Origin of the sequence: Pseudomonas sp. GM_Psu_1 (genome assembly GCF_026544185.1) — a bacterium.
Classification (GTDB): Bacteria; Pseudomonadota; Gammaproteobacteria; order Pseudomonadales; family Pseudomonadaceae; genus Chryseomonas; species Chryseomonas oryzihabitans.
The window spans coordinates 308,988-330,126 of record NZ_JALNUX010000005.1; the positions used below are offsets into that span (position 1 = coordinate 308,988).

Genomic DNA, 21,139 nt, shown 5'->3' on the forward strand with positions numbered 1-21,139 from the left:
TGCAGGCCGGACTGGCGGGCCTGCTGCTCGGCAACGATGGCGGCAGCGCGGTCATTGCGCTCTTGGGCCAGATCCGACTCGATTACCGGAATCTTGTCGATCTCGTCGAGCAGTTCCTGGCCGAGCGCGCTCTTGACGAACTCCTCGGTGATCAGCTGGTTGTACTCTGAGGCGTCGGCGCTGGACATACCGGAAACCCAGTTGGTCCAGGGTCCCACGTTGCCGATTCGGTCGATCAGCCGGCCGCGGAAAAACAAGCGCGCGCCGGCCGCCAGCCCGTTCAGGGTGTAGGTGTTCGTCGGGAACGCGAACAGACCCATGCTCTGGGCGTTGTCGCCCTGGGCGGTGGTGGCCTGCTGGATCTCGGTGTAGGCGCTGTCCCCTGCCCCTTCGGCCGGGAATGCCCAGTCCAGGGTGATCTTCCAGGGGCCTGCGGTGGTTTTCAGGAGGGCGAGCGCCGGCGGCGCGCCGACCTTGCCGGTGAGCTGCGTCAGAGTCGACGTCTTCCAAACCGAGGCGATGTCTACGGCATTGACCGCGCGCACACGCGCCAGGTAGCCGCCGGCGTAAATGCTCGGCACGTCGACAGCCAGGCTGCCAGTGCGCTGGATGCGAACCCAGTTGCCGCTGTCCTTCCGCCACTCGACGTCGTAGGCCACCGCGCCGGGCACCGCCGTCCAGGAGATGGTCATGGTGGTGACGGTGATACCCTGGTTCACGGCGTGGTAGGCCGATAGCGCCACGCTGGCCGGGGCTTCGACGGTACCGGTAGGCAGGATGCTGATCGGCCGGCTTTCCAGCTTGGCGCCGGTATCGATGGCGGCGAACTTCGAGGGCTCGAACTGGAGCGCGGAGACTTCGAACTCACCATTGTCGGGTCCGCGCACCTTCATCACGCGATACAGCGGCACGGCCAGATCATCGGCGTCCAGGGTCCAGACCAGCTCAGCCTGCGGAGTTTCACTGTAGGCGGTGGTTACTGCGATCTGGCGGCCCGCCACCTGGCGGATGGTCCGCCCTTCGCAGGCGCCGCTGGGCAGGTTGATAATCAGGCGATCGCCTACCTTCGCCCGGGTATCGCGGTCCAGGGTGATGACGGTGCCGGACGCTGCGCTGATGCGCCCCCCAATCTCGGCTCCGGAGATCAGCTTGTCGGCCACCGGAATGACGTGACCCGGCAGCGGAATGCGGCCGTCCTTGCCGACGCGGAAGGTCACGGTGCGGTCCTGGCTGTTGGTCAGCAGGATCCACTTGCCGCGGCGCTGGGCCTCGGACTCGCGCGTGCAGCCGATCGCACTGATCTCGACCGGATTGTCGCCATAGCGGCGCTGCAGCTTGGCATCCGAGGCAGCGGCCACGTCGGTGTCGTAGTTGTTGGCCGGGTTGTCGAAGCTCACCAGGGCACGGGTGTAGCGGGTTCGCTCGCTCGACGAGCCATAGCTGAACTTGCCGTCGATGACATTGGCACGGGTGAAGGCGAAATCGAAGTCGGCAGAGCGCGGGATGTCCGCCTGCACGTTCAGTTGGCCCTGGGCCCAATAGGTCATGCCGCGGTAGATGGCGGAGATGTCGCGCAGCAGCTCCCACGCGCCGGCGCGGCTCTGCAGGTTCAGGTCGCAGAAGTAGCGCGGCTCCTGGCCGCCCTTCCCATCCGGCACGAGCTGGTCGCAGTACTGAGCGATCCGATAGAGCTCGTACTTGTCGACCATCCAGGGCTTGATGCGCTTGCCCAGGCCGAAACGGTCGTTCGTGGCGACGTCGAAGGTGATCCAGGCCGGGTTGTTGGTCCAGGCCGACTTGAAGCTGCCGTCCCAGACGCCCGAGTAGGTGCGGTTCACCGGATCGTAGGTGGTGGGCACCTGGACCTTGCGCGCGTCGCACTCCAAGGTCACCGCAGGTATGTTGCTGAACTGCTCAGCGCTGAACTCCACATAGAGCAGCGCCGTGTTGGGATAACGCAGCTTGGCGTCGATCACTTCGGTGATGCCCGCGATGGACATGGTGTCGGCGATGCGGTTGTTGTTCTGGTTGGCCGTGATACGGCGGACGCGGATCTGCCAGCCGCTGGTGGCCTTAGGCAGGTCGATCCGGCGCGAGCGCTCATATCGGGTCGTGGTCTTTCCGTCCACCGCCTCGAGCAGCACCTGCTGGTAGGCACCGCCGTCGGTGGCCACGTCCACGGCGTACTCGATCCGGTAACCGTTGATGTTGCCCTCGCTGTCCTGCTGCTGCAGGGCCGGCCAGGCAAAACGCAGGCGCACGGCGGAGAGCTGGGTGTTGCTGATCGAGCGGACCCAGGCCGCGGTGCTGCGCAGCTCCACATTGATGGTCGTCTCGTTCTCCACCGACGGCAGGCCGGGAATATAGGACTGCTCGACGGTGCCCGGGCGCCATTCCCAGGAGACACCGGTGAAATTGCTATTGCCTTGGGCATCGGCCAGCGGGGTGTTATCGAGGTAGATGGTCTGCGCAGTGGGCGCGCCAGCGAACTCCCCTTCGCCCACGGCGATGAGCATCTTGGCCCTGGCAATGCTGCGCAGGCTGTCGGCAGCCTCGGTCGGCTCCTTTGGCTTGCTGCTGCCGCCCTTGCGGCCGGTAAGTTCGGGAGGCAATGCGGCGGTCATGCGTTACTCCAGGGCATGAAAAAGCCCGCACTGGTCGGGCTCGGATGTTCAGGGGTAGATCAGGTGGCGTCTTCGGCGTAGATGCCGGCACTGATAATGGCGCCGCCCCAGCGCCGGCGGCCATAGCAGATCGGGACGGGGTTACCGCTGGCGGTGGTGTTTTTGGCGCTGCCGAAGGCGTAGCTGGGCTGGTTCTCAGGCGCAGCGCTAGTCTTAAGACCCTTGGCCTGGGGGCTGAGCATCTGAATAACACCGCCGGCTACGAGGCCAATACCCGCCGATACCATTGCGCTACCGATAGGTGCAGCAAGCCCCCCAGACAGCCCCGATACGAACAAGCCAGCGACGATCAAAACCGCCCCAACAACTGTCTGGAGCACACCTGCTCGCTTGCTACCGCGCAGCACCGGTACGATTCGAATCTCCTGGGTACCGCACAACTCGAACCGATCAGCTCCGACATTCTCGCGATTGCGGAAGACCGCATAGACCAAGCCGCGGCGTTCTAGGGCAACGATGGCTTCGCGGAAGCCGTCCAGAGTATTGCGCAGGGCACTGAAGGCCTCCTCAGCAGTTCCCCTATCCAGGAAATACCGATGAGTGCGGCCGAACAAACGCGCCAGCGGGCCAGATAGCTTGATGGTGGTGGCCGGGGTGTAGTGCGCTGCAGATGCCATGGTTTCTCCAGGTATGAAAAAGCCGCCCGGAGGCGGCTGATTACAAGCAATTTTGGGCGGCTGTTATCCACCCGCCGGTTCCGGGTATCCACTGGGCTGGCAAGCGCACAGCGACACGAGTTCCCTCGGGCGTTTGATCCGCGTTTGCCATGGCAACAACCCCGTTGTAGGTGGCAGATGCAACAATCCGAACACCTGTCTCGGTCTCGACTGAGGTTGTTCCAGGATTGAAGTCCTGCCACTTCGGTGCCAGGCACCGCGAATACTGGGCCGGCGATTTCTTGCTGACCCCGACAAATGCAGGTTCCTTTTCTGAAAGCCCAGAAGTTGTACACCCCGCCAGCACCAGCACCCCTAGGCCTACCGCGATCCAACGCATAGCCAAACTCCGCATTCTGAAAGTCTTAAATCTAGCACTCATCACGGCTTACTTGATGCGTGTCAGGCGCAGGCTGAGGTCCGAAGGAATCAAGATTCGATAGATCACGTCTGCACCTGGCTTGAGATTGGTCTCTTGGGAGGTAGCCACGTTCGGACATGCGCCGCCACCAGTCTCGAGCCTGAAGACGTGCTCGCCAGGATCCACGAAAACCGACATGCCCTCCCCCTGCCGCACCGAGAAGGCCTTCGTGCCGTCGACATAGATGTCATGGGTGCATGCTGACCCAAGGAAGCCGGAATCGCGAAGGAAGGACACCTCAGCTTGGTCGGAGCTCTTACGCTTCAGCAGCGCCTGGTCGTATTGACGACTGTCTGGAACGGCGCCAGCGGTGAGCTTCGTGACCGGATCAGTCGAGCACCCAGTCAGAACCAATAATCCGAGCACAACAGAAAATCTGCGCATTGCAACCTCCTTGTTGGAAAAGGCATCACTCTACCACCGGCGCTTCGCGGTGACGCAGGATCAGCCGGGCCCGCTCGTGCCAGTTGCCGCCGTAGACGATGACCTCAGACGGCCGCCCGTGCAGGTGGTGGAGTAGGAACGGGCCTGGGCCGAAGACCTGGGTCTGCTCACCCGGCAACGTGGGGTCGGTACCGAGGTAGATGCCTGCGTGATTGGGGTGAGCAGTGCGCCCGATCTGCAGCACGATCATGTCGCCGCGCTGCGGCCGGTCCACCGGGTAGAACCCTGCGGCCTCGTAGTGCTGCTCGTAGAGGCTGGCGTTCTCGGCCAGCTCCCACCAGCCATCGGTGCGGCTGTAGGCCGGAAACTCCAGCCCCCATTCCCGCCGGTACCAGTCGGCGCAGATAGCCCAGCAGTCCTGCACGCCGTGGACGAAAGCCCGGCCCAGCAGGGGCACGTCTGCTTCCGGCACCAGGGTTCGCAGATCGCCCTCCGGCCAGCTCAGGATGTACCAGGTGAGGCCAGAGGCGTTGCACATGGCGACATCCGCCGGCGAGGGCCTGCTGCTGGCGTCCGGATGGCTGTGCACCACCGCCAGGATCTCGCCCTGATCCTCGGCTGCTGCGTAGGCCTCCGGTGCGATACGGAACTCCTCGCCCGGATCGGCCGCAGTGTTCTCGCATGGCACATACCGCTGGCGGCGCCCGTCCTTGATGATGAGCCCACAGCACTCGCGCGGGTAGACCTCGGCAGCGTGCGCTTGCACGGCCGCCAGGATGTACTTCAGCATGATCAGCTCCTGGCGATCAGGGAGACGGCTGGGAAGCCGCCGTGGGGTAGTTCGTTGCCTTCGCCGAAGCGCGGCACGCAGCCGGTGCCCAGTGTGCCGTCGCAGACATCCCGCGCCGGGTCATCGGTCAGCTTGCCGTCCTCATCGCGATAGGGCCCGGTGTAACCGCAGTTCGGGCCACGGTAGCCGCCGGTCATGGCCCAGTGGCAGAAGGTGGTGCATTGCCGGCCCACGGCCTCGCCGGAGAGGTCGCCTGGCGAGGCCAGCTCCCAGGCCACCGCCTCGCCGTCCTCGTTGGTCTTCTGGTCCAGGTACCAGACCTCGACGACCTCCTGAGTGGGGTCAGCAGTCGGGTTCCCGGCAGGGAAGTTGCGTGCGTCCAGATACTCGACCAGCGTTTCTCGCATCACCAGGCGAAACTGCAGCAGGTCCTCGAAGGCCAGGCACAGGGCGGTGATCCGACCCGAGACGTTGCCCGCCGAGAACGTCGGCCGCGGCGCGGTGCCGTCGCTGGTCGCCTCGATACCCTCCAATTGCACGGGCCAGGCCGCGTATTCGACGCCCTTCCACCAGATCGACTTGGCCGGCAGCTGATCCGCGTTGGCGCCCGCTGCTGCAATCTCCTCAGCGGTGTGCGGGATGGCATGGCCGTGGAAATACAGCACGTCCGCACCGAAGTCGCTGCCGTCCAGCTCGAACAGCCGGATCTCGGCGCCTGGCTCGAGCTGCTGATACCGCGTTCGCAAACTCATGGGTGGAAGGCCTGCTCGAAGGTTGCCGTGAGGGTGTATATCGCGCCGCCGACTGGAGAGATGGACACCTCCTTGGCCCGGTAGAAGCCGACGCGCCCCAGCGGCGGCGTCCAGAGGAACGAGCGGTAGCCTGCATGTCGATCAAGGAAATCCCGGATCTCGATGATGGATTCGCGGCGCCCCTTGAAGGTCAGCGGCCATGACTGCGAGCGGTTGTTGGGGCCGTCGCCGACCACCTGGGCGTAGCCATCACCGAACTGGGATGTCCGTGTGCGGTGGTCGATCTGACCCTGTGTGCCGCTCAATGGGCGCCAAGTGAAGGTTTCAACGGCCATTCACGAGCCTCCAGATGGCGCCACCGGTGGCGAGCTGCTGCTGCACGACGCGGAGCGCGCCGTCGTTGATCATCTTCCCGAGCTGCTTGCCAGCGTCGCCCGCTCCGTTGGCGTCGGTCGTCGTGGTGGCGTTGCCATTCGCGTCGATGTGCACCTCTGTAGTGATCTGGATCGAAGGAGCTGCCATCGCTGCGCCAGCGCCCGGACTACCCAAAGGGGTGATGGAGCCGCCCTGCCCGCCCATCATCAGGTAACTCTTGCCACCCTGGCTCAGCAACTCCGGACCGCGCTCATTGACCTGATACAGCGAGCCCCCCGACACAGGGCCGCCAGTGGCTCGCTGTCCCGCTACCCAGGTGCTGAAGTCGGTACCGGTATACCCCGCCTGCGTGGCACCCGCTGATGAGCTGGCGCCTCCACCGAAGTAGGACGACGCCACCGAACCCGCGATGCTCAGTAGGCCCGAAAGCGCCTGGCTGCTGGCTGACCGCACTGCGATTCGCGCCATGTCGGCAAGGACAGACTGCGCGAACCCAGAGAACGACAGCTTGCCGGTGGTAGCGAAACTCACGACTGCGTCTTCCATCGAGCTGAAAGCGCTGGTGAACAACGTCTTCGTCTGCCCTGCGATATCACGCGCCGAGTCCCGGTAGTTGTCGAAGGCTGCGGTCATACCGCTGCGCCAATTCCCCTGGGCGCGGGTCATATCGTCGTAGTTGGCCACCACCGTGGCGCGGAGGTCGTTCTCCGTGGCCTTCAGAGCATCCAGCTTGCGCTGGTACTCCTCGATGCTCATCCCGCGCGAGCCGTCGCCGTACTGGTTGGCCAGCTCCAGCCGACTGCTGTTGATGCGGTCGGTGATGGCGTTCTGGCTGTCGTATAGCGAACGCTGGCGATCCCCCATGCCGAGCGTCGCGGCGGACCGCTGGCCCTGGTCGCGCAGCGTGCGAACCTGCTGCTGGAGGGCATCGGTATAGGTCCGGACCGACTCCTCCTGCTTCTTCAGCCGGCCCTGCTCGTTCAGCGCCAGGACCGAAAGCTCGCTGTCTGCATCCTTCTGCGCCTTGACCATGCTGGCGCGGGCATCGGCGATCTTCTGGTCGAGCTGGATCCGCTGCTCGGCGCTGGTGGTGCTGCGCGCCTTCGCCTGCTCCAGCGCATCGATCTCGCCCTGGTAGGCGGCGGTCACCTGCTCCTTCTCGGCGTTGATCAGCACCACGCGCTGGCGATAGTAGGCCTCCTGGGTAATCAGCCCGGCCTTCTGCTGGGCCTCCAGCTCCTTCTGGCTGTTGGCATAGCTGGAAACCAGTGCCTTCCTGGCGTTCTGCTCGTCGTTCAGGTCCGTCAGGTCGACGGCGCTGCGGCGCGTGCGGGTCCGGGTCTTCGGGTCCTTGTACTTGTCGTCGATGTTGGCCATGACCTTGTCGACGTTGGCCTTACTGACCAGGTCCGAGTCGGGGTCGGCCTTGCGGATCTTCTCGATCCAGGTCAGGTACTCCTTCTTCTCCTTGGTCCGCTTCTGCTCGTTGGTGAGGGTAGCGTCGGTGATCGCCTTGACCTTCGTCACCGCCTCGATGGCATCGGCGTTCTGTTTGCGCTGCTCTCCCTGCTCCTTGGAGCGCTGCTGCTCGGTCGCCAGCTGCGCCTTCAGGGCCTCCAGCTGCCGCTCGTAATCGGTGTTGTCGTAGCCGCCCAGCTTCGAGCGCTTGTCGATGAAGCTGGACAGCTTGTCGATCCGGGTCTGGAGAGTCTCCTCCCGGCCGATGCCGAGCATGGCGTCCCAGGCCCCCTTGGCAGCGGATGCCAGGGCGTTCCAGCCGCGCTGCAGCGAGCCCAGACTTTCCTGGACGCGGCTTGCCATCTGATCCTGAGCATCTGCCAGGGCGGTCTGGGCAAGCGCTGCGGCCTGCTCGCGCTCCCCCTGGGCTTCCAGGGCGGCGATCTGCTGGTAGACGGCAGCGGTCAGGTAGCCGTACTGCTCGTTGAGCTTGCGCGACGCCTCCACGGGCTCCTTGCCCAGGGAGACGTATTGCGCGACCACGTCCTCGATGGCGGTGCCAGTGGCCTTGGAGAACGACACGGCGGCGACGCCGATCTGCTCCATATTCTCGGCGGCGATCTTGCCGCTCTGCGCCATCAGAACCAGGGCCGCGGCCGCCTGGCCGGTCGTGCCGACCACGCTAGAGATGTTCTTCGCGGTCTCCGCCAGTTCGTCTGCTGTGGTGCCCGCCGCATTGCCGGAAAGGATCAGCGCCTTCTCGAATGCGGTGGCCTCTTCGCTGCCTTGGTAGTACGCCAGGGTGAGCACAGCGGCAGCAGCGGCGGCGACCGTAAACGGATTGACCAGGCCGAGCACGTAGCCGCCAAGGGCGCTCGCCGCTGGCCCAATGCCGCCGAACATGTCCTTCAGCTGGCCGCCCTGTTGCAGCAGCACGGTCAGCGGGGCCTGGCCGGCCTGAAGGCTGACCACGATGTCGGTGAACTGGGCTGGCACGTTGCGCAGTGCCGCGGCGGTCTGCTTGGCGGTGTTGCCGGTGCGGGTCAGCGCGTCGTCAAAGCGCGTCAGGCTTTCGCGGGACTGCTGGATCTTGCCTTGATAGTCACTGAAGGTTGCCGGATCAAGATTGCCTAGCTTCTTCTGCTTCGAAAGGCGATTCTCGAGATCATCCAGCCGGCCAAGGGCTTTGACTGTAGGGTCAATCTCGCCAAGCAGCTCGGAAAGCTCGTCACGCTGTTGACCCAGGGCATCGCGTGCCTTCTTGGCACTACCGGCCAGCTGTTCGGTAGCCTTCTGGGCCCGGCCACCCGCTGCGGTCAGCTTGTCCAGGTCGGCAGCGGCTCCAGAGGCATCCTCCGAGTCGATCCTGATCCCTAGTTCGGCGATGTTCATTCTGGTTTCTGCTCCGCCATTACTGCCAGCGCCTCGGCCTCCATGATCCGCAGGTCATGGAACACATCGTCGCGATCTTTCTTTCGGATACCGCACAGGCTCATCACCGCAGGGAGCGCGGCGTAGTCGAGGCCACTGGCCCCGCCCATGCCGGTGCGCCACTGGGTGGACATCGCCTCGAACACACTGAAGGCCTGCCAGTTGGGCTGCCAGACCTCCACGTCCTCATCGAACAGCGATGGAGCCAGGCCAAAGGCCGAGAGTGCTGCCTCAGGCGGCGCGCCACCGTATAGCGCGCGCGCCGCCTCTCTCAGTTTCCCGACTTGGCCGGCAGGTAAGCCTGGTGATAGGCCTTGAGGACCGCAGCAGGAGCACTGACCGACGTCAGCACCAGGGCGCGGATGTTCTCGTCGTTGAACTCGTCATCGAAGGCCCAGCCGGTGACGATCTGCTTGATCTGCTCGACCTGCATGTCGGTTTCGCGCTGCGTGGACTCCTGCACCGAGCCACCGGCAGACTCGATCAGCTCCTCCTCTTGCTTTCGCCACTGATCGAATACGCCGGCCAATTCCAGGCGGTCGAGATAGCGGAAGGTGAACGGCACAACCATGGTCTCGCCACCCACCCGGGGGATGGACACGTCAGCCTTGAACGTCGGCGCCTGCTGGATGGTGAATTTCTTCGCCATGATCTACCTCAGGCTGCCGCGGTGGAGTAGCGGGTCGGCTCGGCTTGCAGGGCCAGGGACACGGTACGGGTCAGGATCTGGCTGCGAGCCACGGTCGGCTGCTTGGAGTAGGAGATGAAGGCGCCGTAGAACAGCGTGTCGTTACCCGGCAGGTTCAGGCGGGCCGCTTCGACCTTCTGGTTCGCGTCGGCTGCCTTGAGCACCGGCACGCAGGCCTGGGCTTGATCGTCGGCTATGGTCAGGGTCATGCTGGCCGCGGACTTCTCGGTCGGGATCTGTCGGCCCTGGGTGTCCTCCAGGAAGACCACGTCGGTGTACTGCTGATCGCCGCCGCTGAATGCGACCTCGGTGATCTGCGGGATGACGACCCAGGTCAGGATCTTCTTCATCGACCCTACTCCACCGCCGGCCGGATAGGTGGTCAGGTTGGTGGTGTCCACGCCTTCCAGGGTCACAGCGGAGGCGTTGACGGCCTTCACGCGCACCACGCGACCATTCATCTGACCCCAGCCGGAGGTGAGCAGGACGATGTCGCCGCTGGTGATGGTGCCGGTACCGATGGTGGCCACGGCCTCGGAGGCGTTGCTCACGGCGGTCATGGATACGTCGGGACCGTAGGTGGCGGCCATTTGGAAGGTGGCGCCGTTGGGTAGCTTGTAGCCCATTGTCTTTTCCTCACGCAGAAATGAAGAAACCCGCACTTGGCGGGTTCCGGGTTTTGCCCAACGGGCGGATTAGTTGGTGTCGGCTCGGTAGCTGAACGTCGCCGGGATGGTGAATTCGGTGTCGTCCGGGATCTCCGGGCCCTGCTCTACCGGGCTCATCACGACGACAGTGAAGTCGTCCAGCGTGAGGCGGTCGTAGATCGGGAAGATATCGGCTAGCTCAGCGATGATATCTTCGGCCTGTCCTGGGCCCTGCCCTGCTGGCGTTACCACGCTAACCTGGAACAGGCCCTGGTAGCGCTTATGGTCGCCGGCCAAGGTGTCGCTACCGGTAGCGGATGGCAGCAGGAATGCCCGCAGGTACAGCTGCCCTGACTGCGGCGTAAAGGCAACGTTCTGGTAGGCGACGGGATAGCCCTTGTCAGCCGCCCACGCGGCTAAGCGCGACTCGAATAGTCGCCGGCAGCGCTGGTGGCTCATACCTGGTTGTTCCTGATGGCTTCGAGGACGATCTGCTGGAAGCGCTCCAGCGTGATCCTGACAAAGCCACCTGGGGCTTGGTCGGAATGGCCGTACTCAAGAGGTATTGCGTACGGTAGGTTGTTCACGATGTAGGCAGTGTCACCGGCCTTGAACTGAATCGCGCCATTGACCAGTTCAGCAGTGGCAGCTGACCCATTCTTGTCCAAGCGATCCAACTGACCCTGCTCGGGGGCGCCAATGCTGAACTGCCAGTTACCCCGGAAGCGGCCCGTGTCGACCGGCGACATACGGATGACGCCTGCGCCGATCTCGATCACGATCTCGCGCAAGCTGGAATCGATGGCCTCCTTCGCTTGCTCAGCAAATTCAGCCAAGCTCAGGGCGAAGGAACCTTCATTCATGGCCTGACCTGCAGCTCGTAGACCAGCGGCGTGCCGGCCGGGTTGGTTTCGGTGATGGCGATGACGGCCCAAGTCTCGCCGTTGGCGCTCACCTTAGTGGCCAGGCTTGGCACCCAGGGCATCCCTTTCGCTGCCACCTTGAGGCGCTTGTCTCCCCGCTGCAGCAGCGTGCTGTTCTCGAATTCCGCCGGCTTGTAGTCGGACATCACAGCCTGAGCGGTCTGAGTCTTCACGCTCGGTGGGTCAGTCTTGCCGGTGGCTGGGTTGTAGGCGCCGGGCTTCTCTTCGCGCAGTTGGACCGGCTGGCCGTACTGGCTGATGAGATCCAGGGCCATGGCGGCCATCTCGTCGTAGAACTGGCTCATGGCACATCCCCTGGCATGAAAAACCCGCCGAGGCGGGGTTTATTACTCACTAGCTCGTCAGCGTGACCGATTCAAATCCTCGATCTTTTAGCGCAGCTACCAGCTGTTCAACAGTTGCGTTCGCTAAGGTAACTGATGACAGATCAGGCTCATTGGTTTGCGCTTGCTCCTTCAAGCCAGCCCGCCAAACGCTATCCAAGTCAGTAACAGCAGCATTTTTGAAAAGCGCCACTTGCAGCTGCTTCCAACTCGCTTTTGAGGGCTTATTTAAGCCACGTTCATAGTTGCTAATCTGGCCCTCGCCGAAGCCTGCCTCTTTAGAAAGCTCTATCTGGCTGTATCCGTTTGCCTTCCGGGCAATAGCGAGTTTTTTAGGAAATTCAGGATCGGATGGCATCGGTAGCATATCGATTACTCCATGGTCAGGAGTCGACACCATACTACATCCGCACCGTATTGTGTGTGAATTTTCCCAATATTCGCACCTTCACTCTACGCCCTCAGTGCGAAAAGACCGCGTCTCAGCAGATAATCAGCGAACAGGGTCTTGCTGGGCTTGTCGGCCGAGACCGGCAGGACATAGCCGCTCTCGTTGGTGATCGTCGCGTACTCACGCTCAACAGCGCCCTCCACCCGCTCGCGGATGACCGCGCCCTTCTGGGCCTGGGGAGGATTCACGTCGTCGTTGTGGATCTCAGCCGCCAGAGCCATCTGGCCGTACTGGATCTCACGGGGAATCATGGTCTTTGAGCGAAGCTCACCTTCAATCCAGACCTCGCGGCGAGGCCAGGCCAGCGCCTGATCGGCATTGGCCCGGCTGCCCTTCCACTTCATGGCATTCATCGAGACGGCAGCGCGGCGCAGCAGGGCTTCCTGGGCTGCTTCGTCAGCAGGCAGGGTCACCCCGTACTTGCCGGCGTAGCTGGCCAGTTCTGCAGCCGTTGCGTAGCTCTCGGCATCTGCCTTGCCGGCGCCGTCTTCGATGATCAGTGCCATGTCTTACTCCTGGGTGCCGCCTTCGTTGCTCTGCTGGGGGTTCCACAGTGCCAGCAGATCGGCTTTGCTCGCGTTGGACGGGTAGGTTACGCCCTTAGCGTCCAGCTCGGCCTTCAGCTGATCCTTGGTGCGCGGATCGCTCGACTCGGCGGGCTTCTGGCTCTGGGCCAGCTGACCTTCCAGTTCGGAGATGCGCTTACGCAGCGCCTCGCTGTCTTCGCCACCGCCGTTGTTCAGCGCGCCCTTATCACGTGGCTCACTGCGAGCGTGCTCTACGCCACCGGTCTCACCCACAGTCTGCGGGCCGACTTGCAGCTTGCCGTCTTCGCCTTCGGCATAGCCCCAACGAGCCTTGTCGTTCGGGTTCAGGTAGGTATCGTCTTGCATGGTGTTTCTCCTGAAGAGAGCCGGCCCAGAACAGGCCGGCGAGCGACTTAGGCCGCGGTGGAGGTGATGAAGGCTATCGGCACCAGCTTACGGTTGAGCTGGCGGCTCCAGTTGGTAGCCAGTGCCAGGTCAGCCCAAGACGCCGAGGCCGGACGGGTCTCAGTGCCGTTGCCGGTGATGGTCGCCGAGGTGAACGAGTAGCCGAGGGGGTGAACCACGAAATTTCGGCGGGTCCACAGGGTCTCGGCGCCACCACCATTGCCGCGCTCAGGCTCACGAACGTACTCCAGGCCATCCTCGCCTTCCGGCTGCTGCTCGGCGTAACCGATGGCGCCCGGCTGGAAGATGATGGACAGGTACTTGTTCGGAGTACCGGCGATCACCGGCATACCCTCGTCCACGACCACGACCATGCCCATGAAGCGGCCATTCAGAGGAACCTGATCGCCGATCGGGGTGAAGTCGATCAAGTTCAGGATCTGCAGCTGGGTGTGCACTGCAGGGTGCATGGCGATAACGCCCAGGCTGTCGCCACCGTAGTCGCCCATGGTGGCCTTGGCGCGGATGATGGTTTCCGCACTGATCGGCCCACCAGCATCCACGACCATGTCGTTCTGGGTGTGGTTGGAGTCTGTGGCGCCGATGTTGTCGTTGTACAGGCCGATGGTGGTGGCGATCACGCGGCGTTGAGCCACGCGCTGCCAGTAGCTGATCAGGCGGCTGCCGACGTATTCCAGCGGGTCCTGCTTGGTGATGTTCTTCACCAGGTTCATCGCGTTCCAGCCTTCGTTCAGGTAGGCAGCGCGGGCCTGCATGCTGGAAGTGCGGACGCTCAGCGGAGTAGCGATGTCGGTGTAGACGTCGTTCGAGTAGTTCGATTCGATGGAGGCATCCAGGTCCACCCACCACGGAATAGTGAAGGTATTCGACGGGCTGGCCAGCAATGCGGCCATGTCGTTGTTCTGGGTGATGATGCCCGAGGTGAAGAAGGCGGTCTTCTCGACGCTGTTTACGGTGATGTAGTCGCGCAGTTCGTCGCGGAAGACGACATCGGAAAGAATGGTAGGCATTGCGGTTTTCCTTTAGCGAGAGGCCTCATGCGCAGCCTTCAGGCGGGCATGTTCGGCTGGATTGGTGCGGCGGAGCTCAACGCGTTCCATACCGCTGAGTTGGTCCCACGTTTTGGCAGCCCCGCCGCCCTTTGCCCCGCTGGCCCCGCCACCGGATGCTTTGCTTGCAGCCACCAACGGGGCCAGAGCCGGGTCGTTGGTGACTTCAGTCTTGAATTCTGCGAGGGTCGCGGCAGTCGGCCGGCCTTCGTTGTCGCGCACCACCACTGTCGGGACGCCATCGCGCATCTCCATGGACAGGCGGTGCTCGATCAGGCGCTGGAGGACGCCAGCGGAGCCCTGCACGGCTAGTTCGCCGGCAATGCGTGCTGCGGCTGCGCCCACGGTCAGCGAGTGGATCTGAGCCTGCAGCGCGGTCAGGGCCGACTCCTTCTCGGTCAGCGCCTTGGTGTGCTTCTCGTTCCAGCTGCGATCCAGGGCCTCAGTGTCGCCGGACTTGCGGGCGGCCTCTTCGGCTGCGATACGGGCCTCTTCCTCGGCCTGCTTACGCTTCTCGGCTTCGGTCTTCTTCTCAGCCAGCAGTTGCTCGACCTTGGCTTTCAGGCCTGAGGTGTCTTCCGGCTGGGGAAGCCCCTCGATGACGAGCACGTAGTTATCACCCTGCTGCTTGTAAAGCGCTTGCATGGCAGGGTCCAAAGCGTCGAAGGCGGCCTTGTCGATCAGGTATTTCATGTGTGTCTCCCAGAGACAGAGATGCAGGCCCTGCCTGCGGGCATAAAAAAACCCGCCGAAGCGGGCTGTAGATTTTTAAGATGGTCAGTCGGATAAGTCGGACTTCTCTGCGGCTCTTAGCGCTTCGCAAAATTCCGGCTCTAACGGAAACCGGAATTCATCCGTAGAGGTGAACACCACGACTGATAGGCTTTCGAGGCTATCCACTTGAAGGATATTTAGAGATTTCATAAGCAAGCTTTCCCTACCAAGAAGCCATCCGTAAAGCAGGTCTTCCTTGTACTCCAAACGCCTAGGCAAATCTGGTCCGTTTTTAACCTTAAAGGTTGCGTTGATCGATACAGACCCTCCATCCGGTCGGGAGATGAAAGCGCCTCTTATCGTTGTGGGGTAGTGCCCTAGAGAGACGAGCCTGATAGATATTCCTACGTCTGTCACTATCTGCTCAACAACGAGAGAGTCTTTGCGCAAACCTTCTTGCTGTCGCTCATTACGCAGAGTCAGGTGAAGGGTTACACCTATAGCCGCAAAGGCCCCTATCCCTGAAAACCAATCCCCTACGCTTCCCCAGTTAGGCACAAAAGCTACTGTAGATACGGGATTTAGGTTGATGCCTGCTGTGAGGCCTAATAGGCCTGAGAGCAAGCAAAGGCCAATCGTTACTGCAACCCACCACTTCATAAGACCGCTCCATGATCTGCAGTCTTGAATTTAGCATGTCAGATACCTGCTCGCTCAAACGCCAGTGGCTCCAGCGCTCGCATCTGATCGAGCGTCAGAGGCTTGAAGTTGCGATCAAGCTGGAGGGCGGAGAAGCGCTCAGCACTCAACCCGCCATCACGGAACAGCTTGGCCCGGTTCTTACCCAGTGCAGCGTCTTGGAAGCTCGCAGGCTGCGATTTCAGCCACTCGTAGTAGCTCAGCGAGGCATCTACCTGCTTTGCGCCATCAGCGCCCTTAGAAGCGCGTGTCGCGTCCTTGCCAAACAGGTCGGAGAAGCGGGTGATGGGAACGACGGTCGACCGGCAGTTGATGTGGATAGGCGGCCTGGGCCCCTCATCGACCTTGAACCGTTTCCCATCCAGAGACTTGCATGTCGGCGTCGTACGCGAATCCAGCGTGCTGACCCACTCGACCGCCTGAACGACATCGCTGTTCTCCTTCAGGGTTTCCATGCGGGCCTGGGTGGCAACGTGCTGGACTGCGGTCCGGACGATCGCGGAGGCATTCCGGTCAGTGGTAGCCAGGATGCCGTCCTTGTACTGCAGCGCCTTGGTGCCGCGGATGGCCTTCACGATCTCGCCATTGGTCTGGCCTTCGAAGAAGCCTTGGCGTATGGCGTTGACCACCCGGGTTCGCTCGGTCGATGCCCACCCCTGGATGAAGGTGTCCAGCAGCTTGCCGCCGTCAGCACCACGAACGCTCAGCGGGTTGGTCAGCACCGCAGCGCGGATCTGCGCCACGGCCGGTACCACAGCCTCGAACGTCGCCGGCCCAACCTGGCTTAGCGTAGAGGCCTCAAAGCTCGCCTCGTACTGAGCCAGGTCGATCAGGTCCAGATTCAGCTGATCGGTGTAGGCGGTGAAGATGCCGAGCAGTAGGCCGTCTACCGCCTCCAGCAGCTTCTCCAGGCGCGCCCGGGTGAAGTCAGTGATGTCGTCACCGCTCAGCCGCTCGCGAATGGCCTTGTCGATCTGCTTGAGGAACGGTGCGAACTTGGCTACCTCACCCGACTTCAGGCGCTCAAGGAACACCGCATGGCGAACCTCGGCGTCGTAGAGGATCGGGTTGACTGCCATCACTCATCTTCCAGGTCGGGGCCCGTATCGGCCGTCTGCAGCTCGTCGCGGATCTGCTCGTCGGTCTTCTCCGGGTCGATCACGCCGCGGTCGCGCAGGTATTGCCAGAAGTCAGCCTGGGGCAGCTGTCCACCCTGCACGGCGTTGAACAGGCCGGCCAGAATGGTTGCGTCCAGGGTGATCTGGGTGAAGTCCTGGTTGAGCTTGTAGATCGCTTCGCCGGTGGCGTTCTCGAATAGGCCGATCCATTGCAGGACCTGGCTGTAGGCCTCGGAAACATTGCTCACCAGAAGCGAGAGGACGCTGTGCTCGGCGGCGCTATCCGCGGATGACTGAGTAGCCGTCTTGGTCGCGGAGCCACGCTCGATCAGCCGGGCACCCAAAGCGACCATCTGGTCTTCCTTGGCATCCATGGCCTCTTTGGCGACCGTGTTGGCCTGGGCCTGCCATACCCCGCAGGTACCGCCTTGCGGCAGCAGCCAGGGCGCACGCGAACCCAGATACAGGCCGTTCTGCTCGAAGTGGTCACGCCACTGCTCATCGAGTCCGGCCATCCAGGGCTGAGGCTGGCCAACCAGGTAGGCCGCCTCCTCGTAGTCCGCACTGTTCCGGTAGTGGCCGATGTTGATCTCCGCCATGTCGTAAAGCGGCGAATCGTCGATGCTGGAGTCGTTGTTCTCGCTGCCGAGGAACTGGAACGGGATCACTCTCCAGGGGCGGCCAGAACCATCCAGCGGCGATAGCGCTTCAACTGCCATCCATCCGCCCTCATTCCGCCACAGCTCCTGCACGTACAGGCCGACCTCATCGAGCTTCAGGACGCGATACTGGTCCTTGGTCTCCATGCCGAAGCCGTCATCGGTATCGGTGTCGTAGGTCTCGTGCAGTACGACCAGGGAAAGCAGGTGCTGCCCACCCACCAATCGGGTGCGCCAGTTGATGACCGCCTCAGCGACGTAGCTGGTGACGGTGGCGCGGATACCCCTGGCTGCTCGGTCCGCCATGCTGACGGTGCCGGCTTCGACGCTGGGGTAGTCCACCAGCAGGCCATGGCGGCCAGTCTCGAGCAGATGACCGATCACGGACTGGGATTGCTGGTAGACGCTCACGCCCTGCCCGTCGATGTCGGTTGCCACGTAGTCCAGCGCAGCCGGCACATTGAGCGTAGGCCAGGTACGGAAGACTGCGCCCACCAGACTGTTCTTCGTACGGCCAGTGGCGTTGTAGAAGACTGCCCGGGCCAGGTAGGAGTCGAAGCGAGCCTTGTTCTGATCGGTCTTGTCCTGGGCGTTAGGGCGCGGCAGGTACTCATCACCACAGCTTTTGATGGCCTCGGAGCCCTTGCACACGTCACGGACGAGGCGCCAGCGGCTGCGCGCAGCGTCGTACTCGCGGCGGGTGTATTCGACTGTAGCCATCAGTGTGCAAACCCAAGTCGGAGTGAGGTCGCAGGCTTGCTGATCGGATACAGCATCGCCAGGGGGTAGCCCCCAGCGTCTGCCATGTGATCAAGGCCGCCTGACTTGTCGGGCATCCCGTTCTTGTCGAAGGGCTGCTGTTCGAGCGTTTCGGTGAAGTGAGGGCAACGGTGTGTGTTGACCTTGAGCCGGCGAATGCCATCACCGTTGAGGATCAGGGCATTCACGGCGTTGATGCGGTCCATGATGGCCGGGTTGCTCCCGTTCACCCTCACGGATAGGCCAGCCTGGCGCAGGATGCTCAGGTCGGACTCGCTGGCGTTCTTGCTGCTTGCGTTCTGGCCGCTGGCATCGGGGTAGACCTGCACGGCATGGCCGCGATTCTTGTAGCGCTCGCAGATGGCCTGGGCCATCCACGGCGTGTCTCGACCATCGACGATCTCATCCACTGCGATTGGGCAGCTGTCGCGGATGACGTAGACCACCGCGCTCATCTTGAGACGGTTGAAGTCCATGCCGATGTGTACGGGCTCACGATCACCAAGCACTGCATCCGTGTGATTCAGGATGCGGCTGAAGTCCTTGTAGACGCTGCCGCTGTGCAGGTTGGTGAAGCGGCCTTCGATGTAGGCGTCGATCAGGGCAGCCGGGTAGCTGTCGCGCAGCGTCTGCACGTAGTCATCAGGCAAGAACGGGTTGGTGTACGTCGCGGCCTGGATCATCTCGTAGCCAGGTTTAGGGTCACGGCCCCAGGTGTCGTACACGAACCGGAAGCCTTCAGGCGTCGTGTAGGCAGAGACCCGGTTGAAGGGCTCAGCTACTCCAGCCGGCTTCTGACGATTCCGGGCGATAATCTTGCGCCACACCGCCGCGGCCTGTTCCTTCTTGAGCGTGTCGATCTCGTCGATGTGAGCCCGGTAGGACTCATAGCCGACGATCCGCTCAGGGTTCTCCAGGGTGCGGAGTATGAAATCCCCACACTGGGCCGAGCTGGTGTAGATCGCCTTGTCCTGCTGGTGGAACTTGAACCGGATGCCCATATCGGTGAGCTTCTCGGTCAGCCGAGGCACCAGGATGGTCTTCACCAGCTCATAGGTCGGCTCATAGAGCGCGATCAGGGTGCTGGAAGACTCCAGGGCATCCCTTACTGCGCAGTTGGCCAGAGTCTCGGTCTTGCCGGTACCGAAGCCACCCACGAACGCGGGGTACTTCGACTGTAGCTGGAAGAAGCGCGCCTGAGGCTCAGTCATCTTGAGCCGTAGCGTCCGTCCTTCCACCTACCACCTCGATCTCAATACGGGCGACCGGAGCGTCTGCCGGCGGGTTGTTCTTCAGCAGCTCGGCGCGGGTGCGCTCCAGGCTCTCGATGCGGCCTGTCAGTCGGTCGATCAGGCTGGAGTAGTCGCGAACCTTGGTCGTGGTGACCGTACTGCCGTTCTCACCGGTCTCGACTTTCTCGCTGTCGATCTCAAGTGTATTGCCGCGCTCGTTCTCGGCCCTGAGTGCTCGCATGAGGCGAATGCGAGTAAGCCGTAGCTCATCGTCCACCTCGCCCAGTTTCACCTGATCCCACACATCCTTCTCATCGTCACTCAGGTAGGACGAGTAGATGCCGTGGGTTCGGGCGTTCTGATTCTTTGCCGGCGCACCAGTGCTCTTGCCGCCGTGCTTTCGGCAACGGCCATTTGGCATAGCAGGCGCTCTGCAAGGTTGGCCGCTGCGGGTTTTGGCTCCGCATTCGGCCATGCTGACCTCGCAGGGTTATATGGGGTTGTTTCACAGCTCGCCTAGCGAACGTAGGTCTCGAATACTTTGGTGGCGATGTAACAAAGGAAGCTGGTCATGAGGAACAGATTCCGATAGCGATACCGCCTGAAAGCTCGCATAGCCCAAGCTGCTGAGGCCAGGCTTACAACTCGCGCCCCTTCGGCGTCACCGCGTTCCAGATGCGCAAGGCTCCGAGAATTCAATTGGATGCAGAATACTGTCGCCTCAACTCGCTTGAACCCAATTAGGGCTGCTACAGCCAGCTGAATGAGCGAATACAGATACATCGACTCGATGTTGAAATCGATCTGGCCGAAAGGATTGGTCTGTGCCAGATAGGCACAGGCTGCCAGGGTAGCGCCTAAGACAAACCGGTCGAATTGCGCATTCTGCTCGCCGTACATTTGATGAAGGATGACGCTTCTGCTGTCCGTACTCATTACGGTCGCCATTGAGATTGGCGCCAGATTATAGCCAAGCGGTTTACGGATAGCCCTCCAACGGCTCTTTGTCCCCGCCCCACTGCTCTGGCAGCGCACAAGCGGAGACCTTGATGCGGTAGAGCTTTGCCGGCAGATCCATGGTTCCGATGTCGAAACCAGGCGCCGCGACGAAGATGGTCTGTAGCGTGTTGCGGCACTCCCAGGTGCGCGTGACGTACCCGGTGCCTGTCCCAACGAAGAACAGCAGGATGGCCGTCAGCAGCCAGGCGGCGCCTTTGCGTACGTGAGTCATGGATGGGTCCTTGCCGTAGAGCGGCGCTGTGTCAGCCTGCGCCGATCACGACCGTCCATCATGGCGCCCACACGACGATAGAAGTAGCTGCCACAGAAGATGGTCTGGGCCATCACCATGGCGCCGACGATGCTGTTGTTCACGACCTTCCAGGGCTCGAACGTCCAGAGCGCTACCAGAGTGATCAGGTAGAGCGCGGAAGCCGTGAGGATGAATGCGACCTCTGCCCGATCGTCCTGGCGGTACTGGCCACCGTGGTAGCTGAACCAGGCGCAGCGAGCCACGACCAGGCTGTAGATCAGCATGGCGACGAATGAGATAGGCAGCATCAGCTGGCTCCAGGAGGGTTGAGTCGCTCGGCCCATCCTTTGGCCTTGGATTCCAGGATCGTCAGGACCGGATAGGCCGCGAACCCGAGCACCATGATGTATCCGTATCGGAACTCGCTCGTCATAGGAATGAAGTAGCCACACACTCGCCCCACGAAGAAGGCGGTCAGGAACTTCGTGATGAACATTCCGGCCGAGAAGCGGTGTTGCGTGGTGAGCTTCGAGATGTAGGCGATGACGCCACCGAAACCACCAAGCAGGCCTGGCAGGCACCACAGCAAGACGGCCTCCAGTAATTGGTCCACTGGCTGAACCCTCTTGGTGCTGCCCTCTTCCAGGCGCGGTACTTATGAGTCCCTCTCCGGAGAAACCCTAGAATTAAACGCCCGCCG

The 21,139-nt window shown here is 62.4% G+C and carries 26 protein-coding genes and 1 pseudogene; all 27 read right to left on the reverse strand.

The genetic code is table 11. The features are described from left to right. Window positions 1-50: 50 nt before the first annotated feature. Window positions 51-2,655: pseudogene (locus OXS31_RS23440) on the reverse strand (host specificity protein J); the annotation flags it as partial. A 28-nt stretch (window positions 2,656-2,683) separates the two neighbouring features. Beyond that, on the reverse strand, window positions 2,684-3,301 hold the full coding sequence (locus OXS31_RS11000; protein WP_267398975.1) for a tail assembly protein: 618 nt from the start codon (window positions 3,299-3,301) through the stop codon (window positions 2,684-2,686). Between the two features lie 427 nt (window positions 3,302-3,728). Then, the gene (locus OXS31_RS11005) at window positions 3,729-4,145 is read right to left on the reverse strand and encodes a hypothetical protein (RefSeq protein ID WP_267398976.1); all 417 of its coding nucleotides are present in this window, start codon (window positions 4,143-4,145) and stop codon (window positions 3,729-3,731) included. A 25-nt stretch (window positions 4,146-4,170) separates the two neighbouring features. Then, entirely contained in the window at window positions 4,171-4,935 is a 765-nt protein-coding gene (locus OXS31_RS11010) for a C40 family peptidase (protein ID WP_267398977.1), read from the reverse strand. A 2-nt stretch (window positions 4,936-4,937) separates the two neighbouring features. Continuing rightward, window positions 4,938-5,687, reverse strand: a complete 750-nt coding sequence (locus OXS31_RS11015; protein ID WP_267398978.1) for a phage minor tail protein L — start codon at window positions 5,685-5,687, stop codon at window positions 4,938-4,940. Further along, a complete protein-coding gene (locus OXS31_RS11020) occupies window positions 5,684-6,022 on the reverse strand; it encodes a phage tail protein (RefSeq protein WP_267398979.1) in 339 nt (112 codons plus the stop codon). The genes OXS31_RS11015 and OXS31_RS11020 overlap by 4 nt, the downstream gene beginning before the upstream one ends. After that, a complete protein-coding gene (locus OXS31_RS11025) occupies window positions 6,012-8,912 on the reverse strand; it encodes a phage tail tape measure protein (RefSeq protein ID WP_267398980.1) in 2,901 nt (966 codons plus the stop codon). Before OXS31_RS11025 ends, OXS31_RS11020 begins: the two co-directional genes overlap by 11 nt. Beyond that, entirely contained in the window at window positions 8,909-9,133 is a 225-nt protein-coding gene (locus OXS31_RS11030; protein WP_346659865.1) for a DUF1799 domain-containing protein, read from the reverse strand. Before OXS31_RS11030 ends, OXS31_RS11025 begins: the two co-directional genes overlap by 4 nt. 89 nt (window positions 9,134-9,222) lie before the next feature. After that, entirely contained in the window at window positions 9,223-9,600 is a 378-nt protein-coding gene (locus OXS31_RS11035; RefSeq protein ID WP_267398982.1) for a phage tail assembly chaperone, read from the reverse strand. 8 nt (window positions 9,601-9,608) lie between these two features. Continuing rightward, window positions 9,609-10,265 carry a phage tail protein gene (locus tag OXS31_RS11040; protein WP_267398984.1) on the reverse strand — a complete coding sequence of 219 codons (657 nt, stop codon included), beginning with the start codon at window positions 10,263-10,265 and terminating at the stop codon, window positions 9,609-9,611. Window positions 10,266-10,334: 69 nt separating this feature from the next. Further along, window positions 10,335-10,745, reverse strand: coding sequence for a DUF4128 domain-containing protein (locus tag OXS31_RS11045; protein WP_267398985.1), 411 nt, complete (start codon window positions 10,743-10,745; stop codon window positions 10,335-10,337). Beyond that, a complete protein-coding gene (locus tag OXS31_RS11050) occupies window positions 10,742-11,149 on the reverse strand; it encodes an HK97 gp10 family phage protein (protein WP_267398986.1) in 408 nt (135 codons plus the stop codon). Before OXS31_RS11050 ends, OXS31_RS11045 begins: the two co-directional genes overlap by 4 nt. Beyond that, entirely contained in the window at window positions 11,146-11,514 is a 369-nt protein-coding gene (locus tag OXS31_RS11055) for a hypothetical protein (protein ID WP_267398987.1), read from the reverse strand. Before OXS31_RS11055 ends, OXS31_RS11050 begins: the two co-directional genes overlap by 4 nt. A gap of 49 nt (window positions 11,515-11,563) precedes the next feature. Continuing rightward, window positions 11,564-11,920, reverse strand: a complete 357-nt coding sequence (locus tag OXS31_RS11060; protein WP_267398988.1) for a helix-turn-helix transcriptional regulator — start codon at window positions 11,918-11,920, stop codon at window positions 11,564-11,566. Window positions 11,921-12,006: 86 nt separating this feature from the next. Then, window positions 12,007-12,510, reverse strand: coding sequence for a DnaT-like ssDNA-binding protein (locus tag OXS31_RS11065; RefSeq protein ID WP_267398989.1), 504 nt, complete (start codon window positions 12,508-12,510; stop codon window positions 12,007-12,009). Window positions 12,511-12,513: 3 nt separating this feature from the next. Further along, entirely contained in the window at window positions 12,514-12,897 is a 384-nt protein-coding gene (locus tag OXS31_RS11070; protein WP_267398990.1) for a HeH/LEM domain-containing protein, read from the reverse strand. 47 nt (window positions 12,898-12,944) lie between these two features. Continuing rightward, the gene (locus tag OXS31_RS11075) at window positions 12,945-13,967 is read right to left on the reverse strand and encodes a hypothetical protein (protein ID WP_267398991.1); all 1,023 of its coding nucleotides are present in this window, start codon (window positions 13,965-13,967) and stop codon (window positions 12,945-12,947) included. Between the two features lie 12 nt (window positions 13,968-13,979). Further along, a complete protein-coding gene (locus tag OXS31_RS11080) occupies window positions 13,980-14,699 on the reverse strand; it encodes a hypothetical protein (protein WP_267398992.1) in 720 nt (239 codons plus the stop codon). 84 nt (window positions 14,700-14,783) lie between these two features. After that, window positions 14,784-15,380 carry a hypothetical protein gene (locus tag OXS31_RS11085; protein ID WP_267398993.1) on the reverse strand — a complete coding sequence of 199 codons (597 nt, stop codon included), beginning with the start codon at window positions 15,378-15,380 and terminating at the stop codon, window positions 14,784-14,786. Between the two features lie 38 nt (window positions 15,381-15,418). Further along, entirely contained in the window at window positions 15,419-16,498 is a 1,080-nt protein-coding gene (locus OXS31_RS11090) for a minor capsid protein (protein WP_267398994.1), read from the reverse strand. Then, entirely contained in the window at window positions 16,498-17,916 is a 1,419-nt protein-coding gene (locus tag OXS31_RS11095; RefSeq protein ID WP_267398995.1) for a DUF4055 domain-containing protein, read from the reverse strand. The genes OXS31_RS11090 and OXS31_RS11095 overlap by 1 nt, the downstream gene beginning before the upstream one ends. Further along, window positions 17,916-19,166: a phage terminase large subunit gene (locus OXS31_RS11100; protein WP_267398997.1), complete on the reverse strand. Its 1,251-nt coding sequence runs from the start codon at window positions 19,164-19,166 to the stop codon at window positions 17,916-17,918. The genes OXS31_RS11095 and OXS31_RS11100 overlap by 1 nt, the downstream gene beginning before the upstream one ends. After that, window positions 19,159-19,662, reverse strand: coding sequence for an HGGxSTG domain-containing protein (locus OXS31_RS11105; RefSeq protein ID WP_276591378.1), 504 nt, complete (start codon window positions 19,660-19,662; stop codon window positions 19,159-19,161). Before OXS31_RS11105 ends, OXS31_RS11100 begins: the two co-directional genes overlap by 8 nt. A gap of 41 nt (window positions 19,663-19,703) precedes the next feature. Continuing rightward, a complete protein-coding gene (locus OXS31_RS11110; RefSeq protein ID WP_267399001.1) occupies window positions 19,704-20,123 on the reverse strand; it encodes a hypothetical protein in 420 nt (139 codons plus the stop codon). A gap of 43 nt (window positions 20,124-20,166) precedes the next feature. Next, on the reverse strand, window positions 20,167-20,418 hold the full coding sequence (locus tag OXS31_RS11115; protein ID WP_267399002.1) for a hypothetical protein: 252 nt from the start codon (window positions 20,416-20,418) through the stop codon (window positions 20,167-20,169). Then, window positions 20,415-20,747 carry a hypothetical protein gene (locus tag OXS31_RS11120; RefSeq protein ID WP_267399003.1) on the reverse strand — a complete coding sequence of 111 codons (333 nt, stop codon included), beginning with the start codon at window positions 20,745-20,747 and terminating at the stop codon, window positions 20,415-20,417. Before OXS31_RS11120 ends, OXS31_RS11115 begins: the two co-directional genes overlap by 4 nt. Continuing rightward, complete coding sequence (locus OXS31_RS11125; protein ID WP_267399004.1) at window positions 20,747-21,052, reverse strand: hypothetical protein; 306 nt, start codon at window positions 21,050-21,052, stop codon at window positions 20,747-20,749. Before OXS31_RS11125 ends, OXS31_RS11120 begins: the two co-directional genes overlap by 1 nt. Window positions 21,053-21,139: the final 87 nt, after the last annotated feature.

Excerpts from the sequence above, each read along its gene's own strand:
- OXS31_RS11000 (WP_267398975.1), bottom strand. The coding sequence starts at position 3,301 with ATGGCATCTGCAGCGCACTACACCCCGGCCACCACCATCAAGCTATCT.
- OXS31_RS11005 (WP_267398976.1), bottom strand. The coding sequence starts at position 4,145 with ATGCGCAGATTTTCTGTTGTGCTCGGATTATTGGTTCTGACTGGGTGC.
- OXS31_RS11010 (WP_267398977.1), bottom strand. The coding sequence starts at position 4,935 with ATGCTGAAGTACATCCTGGCGGCCGTGCAAGCGCACGCTGCCGAGGTC.
- OXS31_RS11015 (WP_267398978.1), bottom strand. The coding sequence starts at position 5,687 with ATGAGTTTGCGAACGCGGTATCAGCAGCTCGAGCCAGGCGCCGAGATC.
- OXS31_RS11020 (WP_267398979.1), bottom strand. The coding sequence starts at position 6,022 with ATGGCCGTTGAAACCTTCACTTGGCGCCCATTGAGCGGCACACAGGGT.
- OXS31_RS11025 (WP_267398980.1), bottom strand. The coding sequence starts at position 8,912 with ATGAACATCGCCGAACTAGGGATCAGGATCGACTCGGAGGATGCCTCT.
- OXS31_RS11035 (WP_267398982.1), bottom strand. The coding sequence starts at position 9,600 with ATGGCGAAGAAATTCACCATCCAGCAGGCGCCGACGTTCAAGGCTGAC.
- OXS31_RS11040 (WP_267398984.1), bottom strand. The coding sequence starts at position 10,265 with ATGGGCTACAAGCTACCCAACGGCGCCACCTTCCAAATGGCCGCCACC.
- OXS31_RS11045 (WP_267398985.1), bottom strand. The coding sequence starts at position 10,745 with ATGAGCCACCAGCGCTGCCGGCGACTATTCGAGTCGCGCTTAGCCGCG.
- OXS31_RS11050 (WP_267398986.1), bottom strand. The coding sequence starts at position 11,149 with ATGAATGAAGGTTCCTTCGCCCTGAGCTTGGCTGAATTTGCTGAGCAA.
- OXS31_RS11055 (WP_267398987.1), bottom strand. The coding sequence starts at position 11,514 with ATGAGCCAGTTCTACGACGAGATGGCCGCCATGGCCCTGGATCTCATC.
- OXS31_RS11060 (WP_267398988.1), bottom strand. The coding sequence starts at position 11,920 with ATGCTACCGATGCCATCCGATCCTGAATTTCCTAAAAAACTCGCTATT.
- OXS31_RS11065 (WP_267398989.1), bottom strand. The coding sequence starts at position 12,510 with ATGGCACTGATCATCGAAGACGGCGCCGGCAAGGCAGATGCCGAGAGC.
- OXS31_RS11070 (WP_267398990.1), bottom strand. The coding sequence starts at position 12,897 with ATGCAAGACGATACCTACCTGAACCCGAACGACAAGGCTCGTTGGGGC.
- OXS31_RS11075 (WP_267398991.1), bottom strand. The coding sequence starts at position 13,967 with ATGCCTACCATTCTTTCCGATGTCGTCTTCCGCGACGAACTGCGCGAC.
- OXS31_RS11080 (WP_267398992.1), bottom strand. The coding sequence starts at position 14,699 with ATGAAATACCTGATCGACAAGGCCGCCTTCGACGCTTTGGACCCTGCC.
- OXS31_RS11085 (WP_267398993.1), bottom strand. The coding sequence starts at position 15,380 with ATGAAGTGGTGGGTTGCAGTAACGATTGGCCTTTGCTTGCTCTCAGGC.
- OXS31_RS11090 (WP_267398994.1), bottom strand. The coding sequence starts at position 16,498 with ATGGCAGTCAACCCGATCCTCTACGACGCCGAGGTTCGCCATGCGGTG.
- OXS31_RS11095 (WP_267398995.1), bottom strand. The coding sequence starts at position 17,916 with ATGGCTACAGTCGAATACACCCGCCGCGAGTACGACGCTGCGCGCAGC.
- OXS31_RS11100 (WP_267398997.1), bottom strand. The coding sequence starts at position 19,166 with ATGACTGAGCCTCAGGCGCGCTTCTTCCAGCTACAGTCGAAGTACCCC.
- OXS31_RS11105 (WP_276591378.1), bottom strand. The coding sequence starts at position 19,662 with ATGGCCGAATGCGGAGCCAAAACCCGCAGCGGCCAACCTTGCAGAGCG.
- OXS31_RS11110 (WP_267399001.1), bottom strand. The coding sequence starts at position 20,123 with ATGAGTACGGACAGCAGAAGCGTCATCCTTCATCAAATGTACGGCGAG.
- OXS31_RS11115 (WP_267399002.1), bottom strand. The coding sequence starts at position 20,418 with ATGACTCACGTACGCAAAGGCGCCGCCTGGCTGCTGACGGCCATCCTG.
- OXS31_RS11120 (WP_267399003.1), bottom strand. The coding sequence starts at position 20,747 with ATGCTGCCTATCTCATTCGTCGCCATGCTGATCTACAGCCTGGTCGTG.